This window comes from Streptomyces sp. NBC_01478, from assembly GCF_036227225.1.
GTDB lineage: Bacteria > Actinomycetota > Actinomycetes > Streptomycetales > Streptomycetaceae > Streptomyces.
Genome location: NZ_CP109444.1, coordinates 10,578,789 through 10,592,447 on the forward strand (window position 1 = coordinate 10,578,789; position 13,659 = coordinate 10,592,447).

At 67.1% G+C, this 13,659-nt stretch carries 8 protein-coding genes; 4 read left to right on the top strand and 4 right to left on the bottom strand.

What is annotated here, in order from left to right:
- The first annotated feature begins 3 nt into the window (after positions 1–3).
- Genes OG223_RS47070 through OG223_RS47080 form a run of 3 tightly spaced genes read left to right on the top strand, consistent with a single transcriptional unit; the run spans position 4 to position 6,969 of the window.
- Positions 4–4,968 carry a non-ribosomal peptide synthetase gene (locus tag OG223_RS47070; protein ID WP_329263155.1) on the top strand — a complete coding sequence of 1,655 codons (4,965 nt, stop codon included), beginning with the start codon at positions 4–6 and terminating at the stop codon, positions 4,966–4,968.
- Between the two features lie 29 nt (positions 4,969–4,997).
- The gene (locus OG223_RS47075; protein WP_329263159.1) at positions 4,998–5,744 is read left to right on the top strand and encodes a thioesterase II family protein; all 747 of its coding nucleotides are present in this window, start codon (positions 4,998–5,000) and stop codon (positions 5,742–5,744) included.
- Complete coding sequence (locus OG223_RS47080) at positions 5,737–6,969, top strand: cytochrome P450 family protein (RefSeq protein ID WP_329263162.1); 1,233 nt, start codon at positions 5,737–5,739, stop codon at positions 6,967–6,969. The genes OG223_RS47075 and OG223_RS47080 overlap by 8 nt, the downstream gene beginning before the upstream one ends.
- Positions 6,970–7,059: 90 nt before the next feature.
- On the opposite strand, the gene OG223_RS47085 is transcribed toward OG223_RS47080, so the two are convergent.
- Positions 7,060–8,196 (bottom strand): phytanoyl-CoA dioxygenase family protein, encoded by a 1,137-nt coding sequence (locus OG223_RS47085; RefSeq protein WP_329263164.1) that lies wholly within the window; start codon positions 8,194–8,196, stop codon positions 7,060–7,062.
- Positions 8,197–8,804: 608 nt separating this feature from the next.
- Here OG223_RS47085 and ddaH point away from each other — a divergent pair.
- Positions 8,805–9,674, top strand: coding sequence for a dimethylargininase (gene ddaH / locus OG223_RS47090; protein WP_443073805.1), 870 nt, complete (start codon positions 8,805–8,807; stop codon positions 9,672–9,674).
- An 866-nt stretch (positions 9,675–10,540) separates the two neighbouring features.
- Here the strand turns inward: ddaH and OG223_RS47095 are convergent.
- From OG223_RS47095 to OG223_RS47105, 3 genes are all read right to left on the bottom strand, one after another.
- Positions 10,541–11,278: a class I SAM-dependent methyltransferase gene (locus OG223_RS47095; protein WP_329263167.1), complete on the bottom strand. Its 738-nt coding sequence runs from the start codon at positions 11,276–11,278 to the stop codon at positions 10,541–10,543.
- A 557-nt stretch (positions 11,279–11,835) separates the two neighbouring features.
- Positions 11,836–12,627, bottom strand: a complete 792-nt coding sequence (locus tag OG223_RS47100; RefSeq protein ID WP_329263170.1) for an ABC transporter permease — start codon at positions 12,625–12,627, stop codon at positions 11,836–11,838.
- Positions 12,624–13,610 carry an ATP-binding cassette domain-containing protein gene (locus tag OG223_RS47105; RefSeq protein WP_329263173.1) on the bottom strand — a complete coding sequence of 329 codons (987 nt, stop codon included), beginning with the start codon at positions 13,608–13,610 and terminating at the stop codon, positions 12,624–12,626. Before OG223_RS47105 ends, OG223_RS47100 begins: the two co-directional genes overlap by 4 nt.
- Positions 13,611–13,659: the final 49 nt, after the last annotated feature.

The window sequence follows — 13,659 nt, forward strand, 5'->3', positions numbered from 1 at the left end:
CCGGTGATTCCGCTGTCGTACGCACAACGCCGTATGTGGGTTACGAACCAACTGGAGAGGGGGGCGGAGACCTACAACATATCCCCGACGTTCCGGCTGACCGGACCACTGGACGAGGCCGCCCTCGTCGCGGCGATCCGCGACGTGGTCGCCCGGCACGAGATCCTGCGCACCGTCTACGTGACCGACGAGGACGACGAGCCCCATCAGCGGATCCTGCCGGCGGCGGAGGTGTCCGTGCAGGTGCCGGTGGTCGACGTGGCGCCCGACAAGCTGCCCGGCGCGGTCGACGAGGCCATCGCCCACCACTACGACCTGTCGACCGAACTCCCGCTGCGGGCAAGCCTGTTCCGCTGCGCCCCCCAGGAACACCTCCTTGTCCTGGTGATCCACCACATCGCCTCGGACGGCGTCTCGGGTGCGCCGCTGGCACGGGACCTGACCACCGCCTACACCGCCCGCCGGGACGGCCGGGCGCCGGAGTGGGAACCCCTGCCCGTGCAGTACAAGGACTACACGCTGTGGCAGCGCGCGCTGCTCGGCGACCCGGCCGACCCGGACAGTCTGGCCGCGCGGCAGACCGCGTACTGGCGCGAGGAACTCGACGGGGTGCCGCAGCCACTGAGCCTGCCGCTGGACCGCCCGCGGCCCGCGGAACGGAGTCTTGAGGGCGACACGGTCGGCTTTGCGGTGAAGGCCGAGGTGGCGGCCGGGCTCCAGAAGCTGGCCGACGAACGCGGCATGACCATGTCGATGGTCCTCCAGACCGCTCTCGCGGTGCTGCTGCGCAAGCTCGGCGCCGAGGAGGACGTGACCATCGGCAACCCGATCGCCGGGCGTACCGACGAAGCGCTCGCCGACCTGGTCGGGGTCTTCGTCAACACCCAGGTGCTACGGGTCGACCTCTCCGGCGATCCGTCGTACGCCGATCTGCTCGCCCAGGTGCGGGACAAGGCGCTGGCCGCCTACGAGCACCAGGACGTGCCGTTCGAGATGTTGGTCGAGCTGATCAACCCCGACCGCTCCGCGGCCTACCAGCCACTGTTCCAAGTGACGTTCGCCTGGCAGAACTTCACGAAGCAGGACTTCGAACTCCCCGGACTCAAGGTCGAGTTCGAGCAACACCTCGTGTCGGCCGCCATGTTCGACCTCTTCTTCAGCATGACCATGGACGAGTCGGGGGCGCTCCAGGGCGACCTCATGTACGCGACCCAGCTCTTCGACCGCGACACGGTCGAGGCGATCGCCGCCCGGTTCGCGCGGGTGCTGGAGCAGTTGGTCGCCGCCCCGCTGTCGCCGGTCGGCGCGATCGAGGCGGTGTCGGCGGCGGAGCGGGAGTGGCTCCTGCGGGGTGTCAACGACACGGTTCACGCGGTGGACGCGGTGACCCTGCCGGAGGCGTTCGAGGCACAGGTCGCGCGCGACCCCGAGCGCATCGCGGTGATCGCCGAGCGGGAGACGCTGACCTACGGCGAGTTCAACCGGCGCGCCAACCGACTGGCCCATTGGCTGCTCGAACAGGGCGCGGGCCCCGAGCAGTTGGTCGTGGTGCGCATTCCCCGTTCCGTCGACCTGATGGTCGCCGTCTACGCAGTGGTCAAGGCGGGCGCGGCCTACATACCCGTCGACCCCGAACTGCCCGAGGACCGGGTGCGGCAGGTGGTGGACAGCGCGAAACCGCTGCTGGTGCTCGACGACGAGCTTCCCGATGTGTCCGGCTACCCGGAGACCGACCCGGAGCGTGTGCTGGCGCCGGACAACGTCGCGTACGTCATCTACACCTCCGGATCCACCGGCGGCCCCAAGGGCGTGCCGGTGTCGCACCGGTCGATCATGAACCGGGTGCAGTGGGGCCTGGCCCACTTCGATGTCACGGTCGAGGACCGGATGCTGCTGAGCACCTCGGCGAGTTTCGACGCGTCGGTGCCGGAGCTGTTCGCCAACATGCAGGTGGGTGCCGCGGTCGTCGTCGCCCGCCCGGACGGACGCAAGGACCCCGCCTACCTGGCCGAGTTGATCGCACGGGAGCGGGTGACCGGCGCCGACTTCGTACCCTCCCTGCTGACGGAGTTCGTCGCCGAACCAGCGGCGCGCAAGTGCACCACCCTGCGCTGGATCGAGGTCGCGGCCGAGGCGTTCCCGGCCGCACTGGCCAACAGGTTCGTCGAACTCCTGCCGGGCTGCGGCGCGCACAACCTCTACGGCCCAACCGAGGCCACCGTCGAGGTCACCGGATGGCAGCACGTACCGGGCGCGGACACCGTGCCGATCGGCGCACCGATCTGGAACACCCAGGTGTACGTCCTGGACGAGGCGCTGCGCCCCGTCCCGCAGGGAGTCACCGGCGAGCTGTACCTGGCCGGCGCCTGCCTGGCGCGCGGCTACATCGGGCAGACCGCGCTGACCGCCGAGCGGTTCGTCGCCTCCCCCTACGGCGCGCCCGGCGCCCGGATGTACCGCACCGGGGACCTGGTGCGCTGGAACAAGGACAGCCAGGTCGAGTACCTCGGCCGCACCGACTTCCAGGTCAAGGTCCGCGGGCTCCGCATCGAACTGGGCGAGATCGAGCACGTGTTGACCGAGCATCCAGCTGTGGCGCAGGCGGCGGTCGTGGTGCGCGAGAACCAGCAGGGCGACAAACGCCTGGTGGCCTACGTGGTGCCCGACCCGGAGGCCGCCGTCGCCGACGAGGGCGTCCAGGTCGACGAATGGCGCCGGGTCCACGAGGAGACGTACGCCGACTCCGCCCACGAGCCGTGGGGCGAGGACTTCCACCTCTGGAAGTCGGCCTACGACGGCGAGCCGATCCCGCGTGAGCAGATGCGGGAGTGGCGCGACACCGCAGTGGCGCAGGTGCTGGACTTCGCACCGGGACGGGTGCTGGAGATCGGGGCCGGCGCGGGTCTGCTGCTGGCGAGGATCGCCGGCGAGGTCGAGGAGTACTGGGCCACCGACATCTCGGCCACGGTGGTGGACCGCGTCCGGGAGCAGGCCGAGCAGGCCGGCCTCGGCGAACGGGTCAGGCTGAGCGTCCAGGCCGCCGAGGACGTCTCCGGGCTGCCCCGCGCCGGGTTCGACACGGTGGTGCTCAACGCCGTGGCACAGTACTTTCCCAGCGTCGACCACCTGGATCGCGTACTGAGCGAGGCCATGGAACTCCTCGCGCCCGGCGGCCGGTTGATCGTCGGTGACGTCCGCAACGCCGCGACCCTCCGGCTGCTGCTGACCGCGGTGCAGCGCGCGGCACGACCGCATGCCTCGCCCGAGGAACTGCGGGCCATGGTGGAGCAGGCGCTGCTCGGTGAACGGGAGTTGGTGGTCGCTCCGGAGTGGTTCGCGCAGTGGGCGGCGGACCACTCCGTCGGCGTCGACATCCGGCTGAAGCCGGGCCGGGTGCACAACGAACTGACCCGGCACCGCTACGAGGTCGTCCTGCACAAGGAGTCGGCCGACCCACTCGACCTGACCGGCGTGCCCGCGGCCGCGTGGGGCCGGGAGGTGACCGACCTGGCAGGCCTGGGTGACCTCGCGGCCCGGACCGGCGGCCCGGTGCGGGTGACCGGGATACCCAACGCACGCCTGACGGAGGAGGCCGCCGCGGCCACGGCGGCCGGTGTGCTGAGCGGGGCCGTCCCCGTCGGCCGGCCGCTCGATCCGCAGGACCTCGCCGACTGGGCGCGGGAGCATGGCCTGGACGCCGTCCTCACCTGGTCGGGCGAGACCGTTCAGGGCTTCGACGTGGTGCTCCTGCCCGAGCGGCGGACCGTCTCCGGGGGATTCGTCCCCAGCGGCGTGGCCGGCCGGACCCGGGCCAACGCCCCGGCTCTCGCCAAGACGATCGGCCCGCTCACGGTCGAGCTGCCCGAGTACCTGCGTGGGCGGCTGCCCGACTACATGGTCCCGGCCGCGGTGGTGCCCCTTCCGGAGCTTCCGCTGACCCCGGCCGGCAAGCTCGACCGGCGCGCGCTGCCATCGGAGTCCACGACCACCACGAACAGCGGTGAGCCGCGCAACTCCCATGAGGAGAAGCTGTGTTCCCTCTTCAGCGAGCTGCTCGGTGTGGAGAAGGTCGGTATCGACGACGACTTCTTCGTGCTCGGCGGACACTCGCTCCTGGCGACCCGGCTCAGCGCCCGCATCCGCAAGCAGTTCGACGTCGACATGCCGGTCCGGACGATCGTCCGCTACCCCACGGTGGCCGAGCTGGCCTCGCTGGTGCTCATCGGCGGCATCCCGGACGAACACATCGACTCCTTCGCGGTCGTCCTGCCGTTGAACCGGGACCCCGGCACGGGGAAGCCCCCGGTGTGGTTCTTCCACGGAGGAGGCGGACTTGGCTGGGCCTTCTTCACCTTCGCGCCGTACGTGCCGGACCGGCCGGCCTACGCCCTGCAGTCCCGCGGCTCCGGCGGCACGGACCAACTGGCGGGATCGGTGGAGGAGATGATCGACGACTACCTCACCCAGATCCTCGAAGTCCAGCCGGAAGGTCCCTACAACCTGGTCGGCTGGTCCTACGGCGGCCCGCTCGCGCACGCCGTCGCGGTGGAGCTGGAACAGCGCGGGCACGAGGTCGACATCCTGGCGATCCTGGACTCCAAGCCGGCGAGCGGTTTCAGGAACCTGACGGGCACGGTGCCGGCGGTGTACCGGAAGGAAGTCGAGGAAGTCTTCGGCCAGTTCATGAACACCGACAACATGGACCTCTTCCTGGACACCATGTCGAAGGTGGGGGCCAACAACCTCTCCAAGATGGAGCACTTCGACTCGCCGGTCTACAGCGGCGACATGCTGTTCTTCAACGCGAAGCTGGACAAGGACGAAGAGGGGTCGTGGGCTCCGCACTGGCCGCCGCACGTCCTCGGCTCCATCGAGGAGTACGACGTGGACGCCACCCACCACGACCTGCACATGCCGAAACCCGCGGGCCAGATCATGAAGGTCATCGCCCGCAGGCTGGCGCGGTGACGGGGGCGGCCGCCGTGTCCCGCCCCGGCATGTCTTCGCAAGACCGCGAGCGGCCCGCACTGCTGTGCGTCCCGTTCGCGGGAGCGGGGCCCTCGTTCTTCCACCCGTGGCGGGCGCTGTCCGCCGGCCGCTGGCGGCTGGTCCCGGTCGAACTTCCCGGCCGGGAGCGGCGGATCATGGAGACGCCGTACCGAAATGTCGTCGAAGCGGCCAAGAACTCCGTCGACGACGTGGTCGCGGACCTCGGCGAAGGGACCCGGACCGTGCTGTTCGGGCACAGCCTAGGCGCCGTGCTCGCGTACGAGCTGGTGCATCTGCTGAGCACGCGCGACGTGCGAATCGACCGGCTGGTTGTCAGCGGCTCGCCGGGACCGTGGACCCAACGGGAGCGGCGGGCCACCGGACTTCCGGACGAGGAGTTCCTCGCCCGGGTCGAGGAGTTCGCGGGATTCAGACACGAGGCCCTCGATCACCCGGAGATGCGTGAACTGATTCTGCCCGTGCTGCAGGCCGACTGCGAAATGCACGAGAACTACGTTCCGAGCACCGACGAAAGGGTGTCGGTGCCGATCTGCTCGATCCGAGGCGGCTCCGACGGCCTGGTCGGCGCGGAGCAGGCGCAGGAATGGCGGAGCGCGACCACGGGTGACTTCAGCTATACGGAGTTCCCGGGCGATCACATGTACCTCGTCGATCACGCCCGGGAGGTACTGGACCTGATCGAGGCGGAATCCGCCTTCGGTCGCGGACGTCAAGGAGACGACGAACATGGCTGAACCAATCGTTAGCCTGCTGAACCCCGAATTCGAGGACGACCCCGTCGGCGCCTTCGGGCGCCTGCGGGAGCAGGGCCCGCTCGTCCGTATCGGATTTCCCGGCGGGCCGCCGGTCTGGCTGATCACGCGCAGTGAAGAGTTCAAGGCGGCGTGGAGCGACCCGCGGCTCGTGACGAACATCAGCAATGTGCCGGGCCAAGAGGGGCCGAGCATCGCGGACCAGGCGCTCGCGTCGCTCGACGTGCCGGACGAGCTCCTGCGCTACTTCACCTCCAACCTGATGCTCCAGGACGGTCCGGTCCATTCGCGGCTGCGTCGCCTCGTGGCGCCCGCGTTCTCCGTCCGGCGCATCAAGGCATTGCGGCCGCGCATCGAGGAGGTCTCGGCCCGGCTCCTCGACGCCTTCGCCAAGAAGGGGTCGGGAGACCTCCTCCGGGAGTACGCCACTCCGTTGACCGGTGCCGTCATCTGCGAACTGGTCGGCATCGACGAGGAGGACCAGCCGCAGATACGGCAGTGGATGGACGAGTACGCCAACATCGACCGCGACTTCACCACGAGCGCCCTGAGCCTGTTCGACTACACCAAGAAGCTCATCGAGCGACGCAGGGCCGAGCCCGCGGACGACATGATCTCCACCCTGGTGCAGACGATGGACGAGGACGGTGACCGCCTCAGTGAGGACGAGATCATCTCGATGGTGGGTGTACTCGTCAACGGCGGATATCACTCCACGGCTCACTTCATCCCCAACGCGGTTCTCACACTCCTCGACAATCCGGATCAGCTGGCGCTGTTGCGCGCGAGGCCGGAGGCACTGCCGCACGCCATCAACGAGTTGATGCGGATCGCGAACCCCATCCCGAGCGCCGGACCGCGGTACGCGAGCGAGGACATGGAGGTCGCCGGCGTCCCGATCTGTAAGGGGGACGCTGTGACGGGTTCCCTCCAGTCCGTCAACTACGACCCGCGTGTCTTCGCCGCGCCCGAACGGTGCCAGGTGGACCGGGTGTTGAAGCGTGGGGAGGGCCACCTCGCCTTCGGTGCCGGCCCGCACCGCTGCATCGGCGCGGCGCTCGCCGAACTGGAGGGCGAGATAGCCATCGACCACCTCTTCCTCAAGCACGACACTCTGGAACTCGCGGTAGCGAGCCGTGAGTTGAGGTACCGCGAGCTCATCCCCGGCGGTGCTCGGCTGTTCTCCAAGTTTCCAGTGCGCTTGTGATGACCGGACCCGGCGACGCATACGGGCGCCCCCGAACCATCGTGTTCGGGGGCGCCCGTATGCGTACGAGGCGTTCAACGCCCTGCCGTATCAGCGTTTCACGGTGCCTTCGCGCAGACGGTCGATCATGTACCGAGTGGTCTCGATCGGGGTCTCGTCGGGAAGGTCCCGTGAACGCGGCGGCAGCGCCTCGTTGAGCCGGGCCACTTTGTCGCCCCACTCGCCCTGTCCGGCGAAGGGAATCGTCTCGCCGTCCAGGTAAGCGGGGAACGGGCGGTAGCTGTTGAGGCTGTTGGTGTCGGCTCCGCGTACGAGCAGTGGGTCGAGGTACAGCCCTTCACTGTGGAGCCGCGTGGCCGTCGAGATGTAGCCGATGTCGAGGCCGCACCGTCGCTTGGCGGAGGTGTTCGCCTTCGAGCAGTGCAGCAGATGGGGATGGTGGATCGAGACGTCGCCCGGCTGGAGTTCAATGGCCACGATTCCGCGCTTCTCCACCCACTCCTGCACCAGGGTTTCGTCGGCGGCGGAGAACAGCATGTTGGGCTCGTCCGTGCGAACCGACGGTTTGTGCAGTGGCAGTTCGTGACTACCGGGGATCATCCGCAGGCAGCCGTTCTCCGCGGTGCTCTCGTCGACGGCCAGCCACACCGTGAGCGCTTCCATCGGGCTCAGGGTCCAGTACGCGCCGTCCTGGTGCCACAGCACGGGCTGTCCGTCGTACGGGGGCTTGCAGATGTAGTGAGCTGTGAAGCACGCCACGTCAGGGCCGAGGAAGAACTCAGCGACGTCCACCAGACGGGGTTCGGAGACCAGGCGTGCCCAGAAGGCGTCGTTGCGGATCAGAGGGTGGTGGAAGTGTTCGGGGCGCAGATCCGGATACTTGCGGGTAAGCCAGTCAACGTGGCTACGCGCCTCGGCCACGAGATCCGATGGCACGACGTTGCGGATGATGGAGAAACCCTGCTCGGCGTATTCCGCCGCAGCCTTCTCCAGAACGCCATCGCCAAATGTGTTCATGCGTCGGCTCCTTCTCAGGTCTGCCAGGTGCTTGCCGTGCGGAACGAGTTCGTGGAGCCGCCACGGCGTACCGTCTGCCAGCTCCTGGAGTTCGGCGTCGGACACAACACGATTCCAGTGGCACGTCTGCGTGTAGAAGCGACGCTCACGCCCAACAGCGAGCCGCAGGGCCGGGCCGCCGGCCAACCACACCAGCGCGGCCTGGGCCATTTACATTTCCATAGTTCCTCGGCAGTTGAATACTCTGCCCGTTCGGCAGGGGAGGTGTCAATCGTCATCTGCCCGGCATATCCGCGTCCACCTGTCGATCTCCAAAAGCCACTAACGCTTGTCGGCGAAGCGAATAACCGGACTATAATTGGCTCTTGTGTGCTTCGATCCGGCCATGCCATTCCCGTGGTCGGGCACCGGCACCCGTTCGGACGTCACCCCCTGTCCCGCCGGCGAGACAACCCCAGTCGTCGACTATCCATGACTGGCACCAACATGAACGCGGAGAAAGTCAGTTGTCCTGCTGACGGGACACCCACGGCTGCGTTTCGGCGGACACGCTGTAGACCGCCTCGGTAGCGGGATGGCAATGGACCTTTTCGATTTACACTCCTGTGAGCAGCGGCCCGGCCTGATAACGGCATGGATCAAGCAAGCGAATGCGATGAGCCGGAACGGACTGTTGCGGCTGCGCCGGATCGAGCCGGCCCGCGGGCCGACATGTCACGCGCGTGCTGTACGGCGACGGCCGACCCGCGCTCTCCGGTAGCTCGAATAGGCGGCCGGATGCGGTCCGCGGGACTCCGGAGTCGGTTTCAGAATTCTCGATGTTCATCCTGCCGAAGGGAGCCAAGGTGACGGAAACGCAGTCGGAACGGACCGCGCTCGATCAGCGAAAGGCATTGACCCGGCACTATCTCATGTGCCGCCCCAGGTACTTCGACGTCACCTATTCGATCAATGCGTGGATGGACCCGGATCGCCCCACATCGACGCAGACCGGACTGGCCCAGTGGAAAAGGCTGTTCGATATCCTCGTCGGTCTGGGTCACGATGTACGGCTGATCGAGCCGGCACCGGGCCTTCCTGACATGGTCTTCGCCGCCAACGGGGCTCTTGTGGTGGACGGCAAGGCGCTCGTCGCGCGCTTCCGGCATCCTCAGCGCAGGGACGAGTCCGCGGCCTACCTGGAGTGGTTCAGCCGCGGTAGCTGGTCAGAGGTACGGCAGGCAGAGTACGTCAACGAGGGGGAGGGGGATTTTCTCTTCACAGGCGCGGAGATCCTGGCCGGCACCGGATTCCGCTCGGAATCGCGAGCTCATGACGAGGTGCGCGAGTTCTTCGAGCGTCCCGTGATCAGTCTGACCCTCGTCGATCCCCGGTTCTACCACCTCGATACGGCTCTGGCGGTGCTTGAGGACGGCGAAGTCATGTACTACCCGGGGGCGTTCTCCCCGCAGAGCCGGGCAGTGCTGGCCGAGCGATTCCCGGACGCGATCCTCGCCGAGGAAGCTGACGCCGCCGTGTTCGGCCTCAACGCGCTGTCCGACGGCCGCAACGTCGTACTGCCCCGGGGAGCCACCGGCATCGCGGGGCAGCTGCGCGAGCGTGGCTACCATCCCATCGGTGCCGATCTTACGGAGCTGTTGAAGGCCGGAGGCAGCGTCAAGTGCTGCACGCTTGAACTCCGGGAATGAGTCCCGGAGTCGGGCAAGTGCCGGCCGGGTTACGGTCGGCACCTTCCGTTTTCCGTGGTCGTATGTTCCGCGCAGTGTGAGCTGGTCGTAGAACTTCGCTTTGTGCGGGGGCAGTTGGGCGCAGTAGCGTCAGCGGGCTGCCGAGCGCTTCAGCTGGTGGGACCCCGCACACTGTGGCTGCGGCTTGAGGATCCATGTCGAGCGGTGTTCACTCGTGGGTCGCGATCAGGCCGCGTCTGTTCTGCCGCGGTGGGGGAGTGCTCGATTTGGTCAGGATTGAACCCACCTGGCATCTGCGGTGAACCCGGGAGGCTGCGCTCGGCAACTCCCACTACCGGAGAGCCGGCGTCGAAACGGGCCTCCTTCGCCTGCGCGTCGACCGAGACGAGGGCGGGATCGGCTGTACCGGCTGTTGGACCGTCGCCGCGATGTTGGGCGCCCTCAGCACCGACGACTACGTCAACCCCGCCGTCGACGTGTGCCGCGAACTGGACATCCGGTGCGCTGGAGGCCACTGATCCTCTGAGCTGCGGTGCTGGTGGGGAACCACGCCATGAGCGGCTTTGAGCACGGGCTGGCAATCCGTCAGCAAGCAGGCGTTGACCTGACCCGGATGCAGTGTCGAGAAGCCTCGCAGTTCTGCCCGACCGGGCTGTTGGGTACGTGGCCCTGGGGCTGATAGCCGTGCAGACCGAGCCCTCCGTCCGGCCCGAAGGCGGAGTCCTACGAGTGTGGTCGTGCCTCCGCGCAGCGATACGTCAGACGCGCCCTGGCTGCCTGCTATAAGGACCGGCACAGAACCGACAGCCGCTACACATGAATTGATATGCAGGAGGGCGCCACACCTACGACATCGTCTGCGCGACTCAGCTCGCCTTGGGCGCAGAGTCCAGCAGCACTGCAACGGACAGATAGCTCGATGCGAAAGAGAAGTAACGGAACTCGATGTCGAACGCGTCGACGAACTCGGTGAAGGCGCGGTACTCGTGCTGACGCCAGCCTGGGTAGTTGAGGAACTCGTCGAAAACGATGATCGAACCCGCCCGCAGCCGTGGGGCAAGTCCGAACAGTACTGTGCGCGCGCTGGAGTACAGGTCCGAGTCAATGTGCAGGAGGGCAACCGGAGCGTCGGTGCCGGCCAGGTACTTCGGCAGCGTGTCCTCGAACAGGCCGATGTGCAGCTTCGTATTCGACGGAAGGCCGGTCGGTATCCTCCCCTGAGTGCTGTACGTGCCGCTTGGACTGTCGTGGGTCCAGTCCTCGGGCAGCCCCTTGAACGAGTCGAAACCGTGCACAGTGAGATCCTGGAATTCGTCACAGAGGATGGCCAAGGTCTGCCCATCCATAACACCGAACTCGAGTACGTCGCCGTCCATCTTCACCGAGCAGCAGGCGTGCCGAAGGAGATTCTCCCGCCCTCCAAGGTTCTGTGCCGACGCGAAATTCTCTTCCAGGAAGCGGGCGGCGTCTACTACTGACACGATTTTCGCCATTCGAGCGTAGTCGGTCAGCAGGCTTGTGATGTCCGTGCCACGAAGGTCTGGTAGCAGGCCACTGAGCTCTGGTAGCACTGGTAGCAGCCCTTTTGTAACATCGTTGTCCATGTTCCTCCTCGACTCGATTCGCTGAATAAGACCGTACCGATGGCCGTTCCGCGTGACAACGGTGAGCAAGTAATGGTTCGTACTCGAAAGAAATATCCGTCATTGTCAACCACTCTCGCGTCGGAGTAGCCGAAAATAGCTGCGAGAATTTTACTGGCCGTCAGGAGATTCTTGAGCGTCTGCGGCACAGTAAGTCCGCATGCCTGCGTGCCGGTCAAGTCAACGCCAGGGCCGGGACGCCAAGCCGCTGTCGAACGTGCCCGTCCCGTCGGCGGGACACTCTTACGCGATCCTGCGCTGCCCATGGACGCGTTTCCGCCCAGCGCGGCGGCACCTTCCGCTCTCGGCGTGCGGTGTTTGGACACAAGGTTCTCTCCCGGTAGGAGGCCCTGCGTGGATTCGGTCCTTTCACGTGGCGCGTGTACGAGACCAACCGAGGATGAAGGATGGGATTCCAGCCAAGAACGCCGATGGGGCGGCGTATGCCGACGCGGTGTCGGAGTACGCCGCCCTGGGGCGGGACGAGTTGCGCGAGGTGGCCCGTACGCTCGGGTTTCCTACTTCGGGTCGCGGTTGAACTGTGACTGCGACCAGCGGTAGCCGAGGGCTGACAGGCCGACGCACCAGGCGATGGCGATCCACCAGTTGTTGCCGATCTCGGTGCCGAGCAGCAGGCCGCGCAGGGTCTCGATGGCCGGCGTGAACGGCTGGTACTCGGCGATCGGCTGGAACCAGCCCGGCATCGTGTCGGCCGGGATGAAGGCGCTGGAGATGAGGGGGAGGAGGATCAGCGGCATGGCCATGTTGCTGGCCGCCTCGGCGTTCGGGCTGGCCATGCCCATCCCGACCGCGATCCAGGTGAGCGCCAGGGAGAACAGGGCGAGCAGCCCGAACGCTGCGATCCACTCCAGGACCGTCGCATCCGTGGACCGGAAGCCGATGGCCACGGCGACGGCGCCGACGAGGACCAGGCTGGCGAGCACCTGCAGCACACTGCCGACGACGTGCCCGATGATCACGGAGCCGCGGTGGATCGCCATCGTACGGAAGCGGGCGATGACACCCTCGGACATGTCGGTGGCGACGGACACCGCGGCCCCGATCACGGTGCTTCCGATGGTCATCATCAGGATGCCGGGGACGATGTAGGCGATGTAGTCGGAGCGATCGGCGCCGCCGCCACCGATGCCGGCGCTCATCACATCGCCGAAGATGTAGACGAAGAGCAGCAGCAGCATGATCGGCGTGAGCAGCAGGTTCAGGGTGAGGGACGGATAGCGGCGCGCGTGCAGCAGATTGCGGCGCAGCATCGTGTTCGAGTCGCGTACGGCGAGGCTGAGGGCGCTCATCGGACATCCTCCTTGGACTGGTTGGGCACGTTGGCCGGGCCGGTGAGGGCGAAGAAAACATCGTCGAGGTCGGGGGTGTGCACGGTCAGCTCGTCCGCCTCGATGCCGACCGAGTCCAGCCAGTCGAGGATGGAGCGCAGTTCGCGCTGGCTGCCGTCGCTGGGGATCTGCAGGGCGAGTGCCTCGTCGTCCCGAGTCACTTCACGCAGGGTGGTGGCGGCGGCCTGGTAGACGGCCGGGTCGGTGAAGCGGAGCCGGATGTGCCCACCGGGGATGAGTCGCTTGAGCTCGGCGGCGCTGCCCTGGGCGGCGATCCTGCCGTCGTGGAGCACGGCGATGAGGTCGGCGAGTTGGTCTGCCTCCTCCAGGTACTGAGTGGTGAGGAAGACGGTCGTACCGCTCGTGACGAGTTCGCGGATGATCTGCCACATGGTGTGGCGGCTGCGGGGGTCGAGGCCGGTGGTCGGTTCGTCGAGGAAGATGATCCGTGGGTTGCCGACCAGGGTCATGGCGAGGTCGAGGCGGCGCTTCATGCCGCCGGAGTAGGTGGAGGCGGGCTTCTTGGCGGCTTCGGTGAGGTCGAAGCGTTCCAGGAGTTCGGCGGCGGTACGGCGGCCTTCCTCCTTGGAGAGGTGGTGCAGGTCCGCCATGAGGAGCATGTTCTCTTCGCCGGTGATCAGGCCGTCGACGGCGGAGAACTGCCCGGTGACACCGATCGCGGCGCGGACTGCTTGGGGGGCTGTGGCGACATCGTGGCCCGCGACCTGGGCCTGGCCGCCGTTGGCGGAGATGAGGGTGGACAGAATGTTCACGGCCGTGGTCTTGCCGGCGCCATTGGGGCCGAGCAGGGCGAACACGGACCCGGCCGGGATACGCAGGTCGATGCCGTCGAGGACGGTCTTGTCGCCGAACGACTTGCGCAGACCGTCTGCGGAGATGGCGGCGGGCGACGGGTGACCGTCAGTCTGAATGGATGTGGGCATGACAGATGAAGACATGGGGCCCTCCCGTTAGAAGGCTGGAGTGACATGG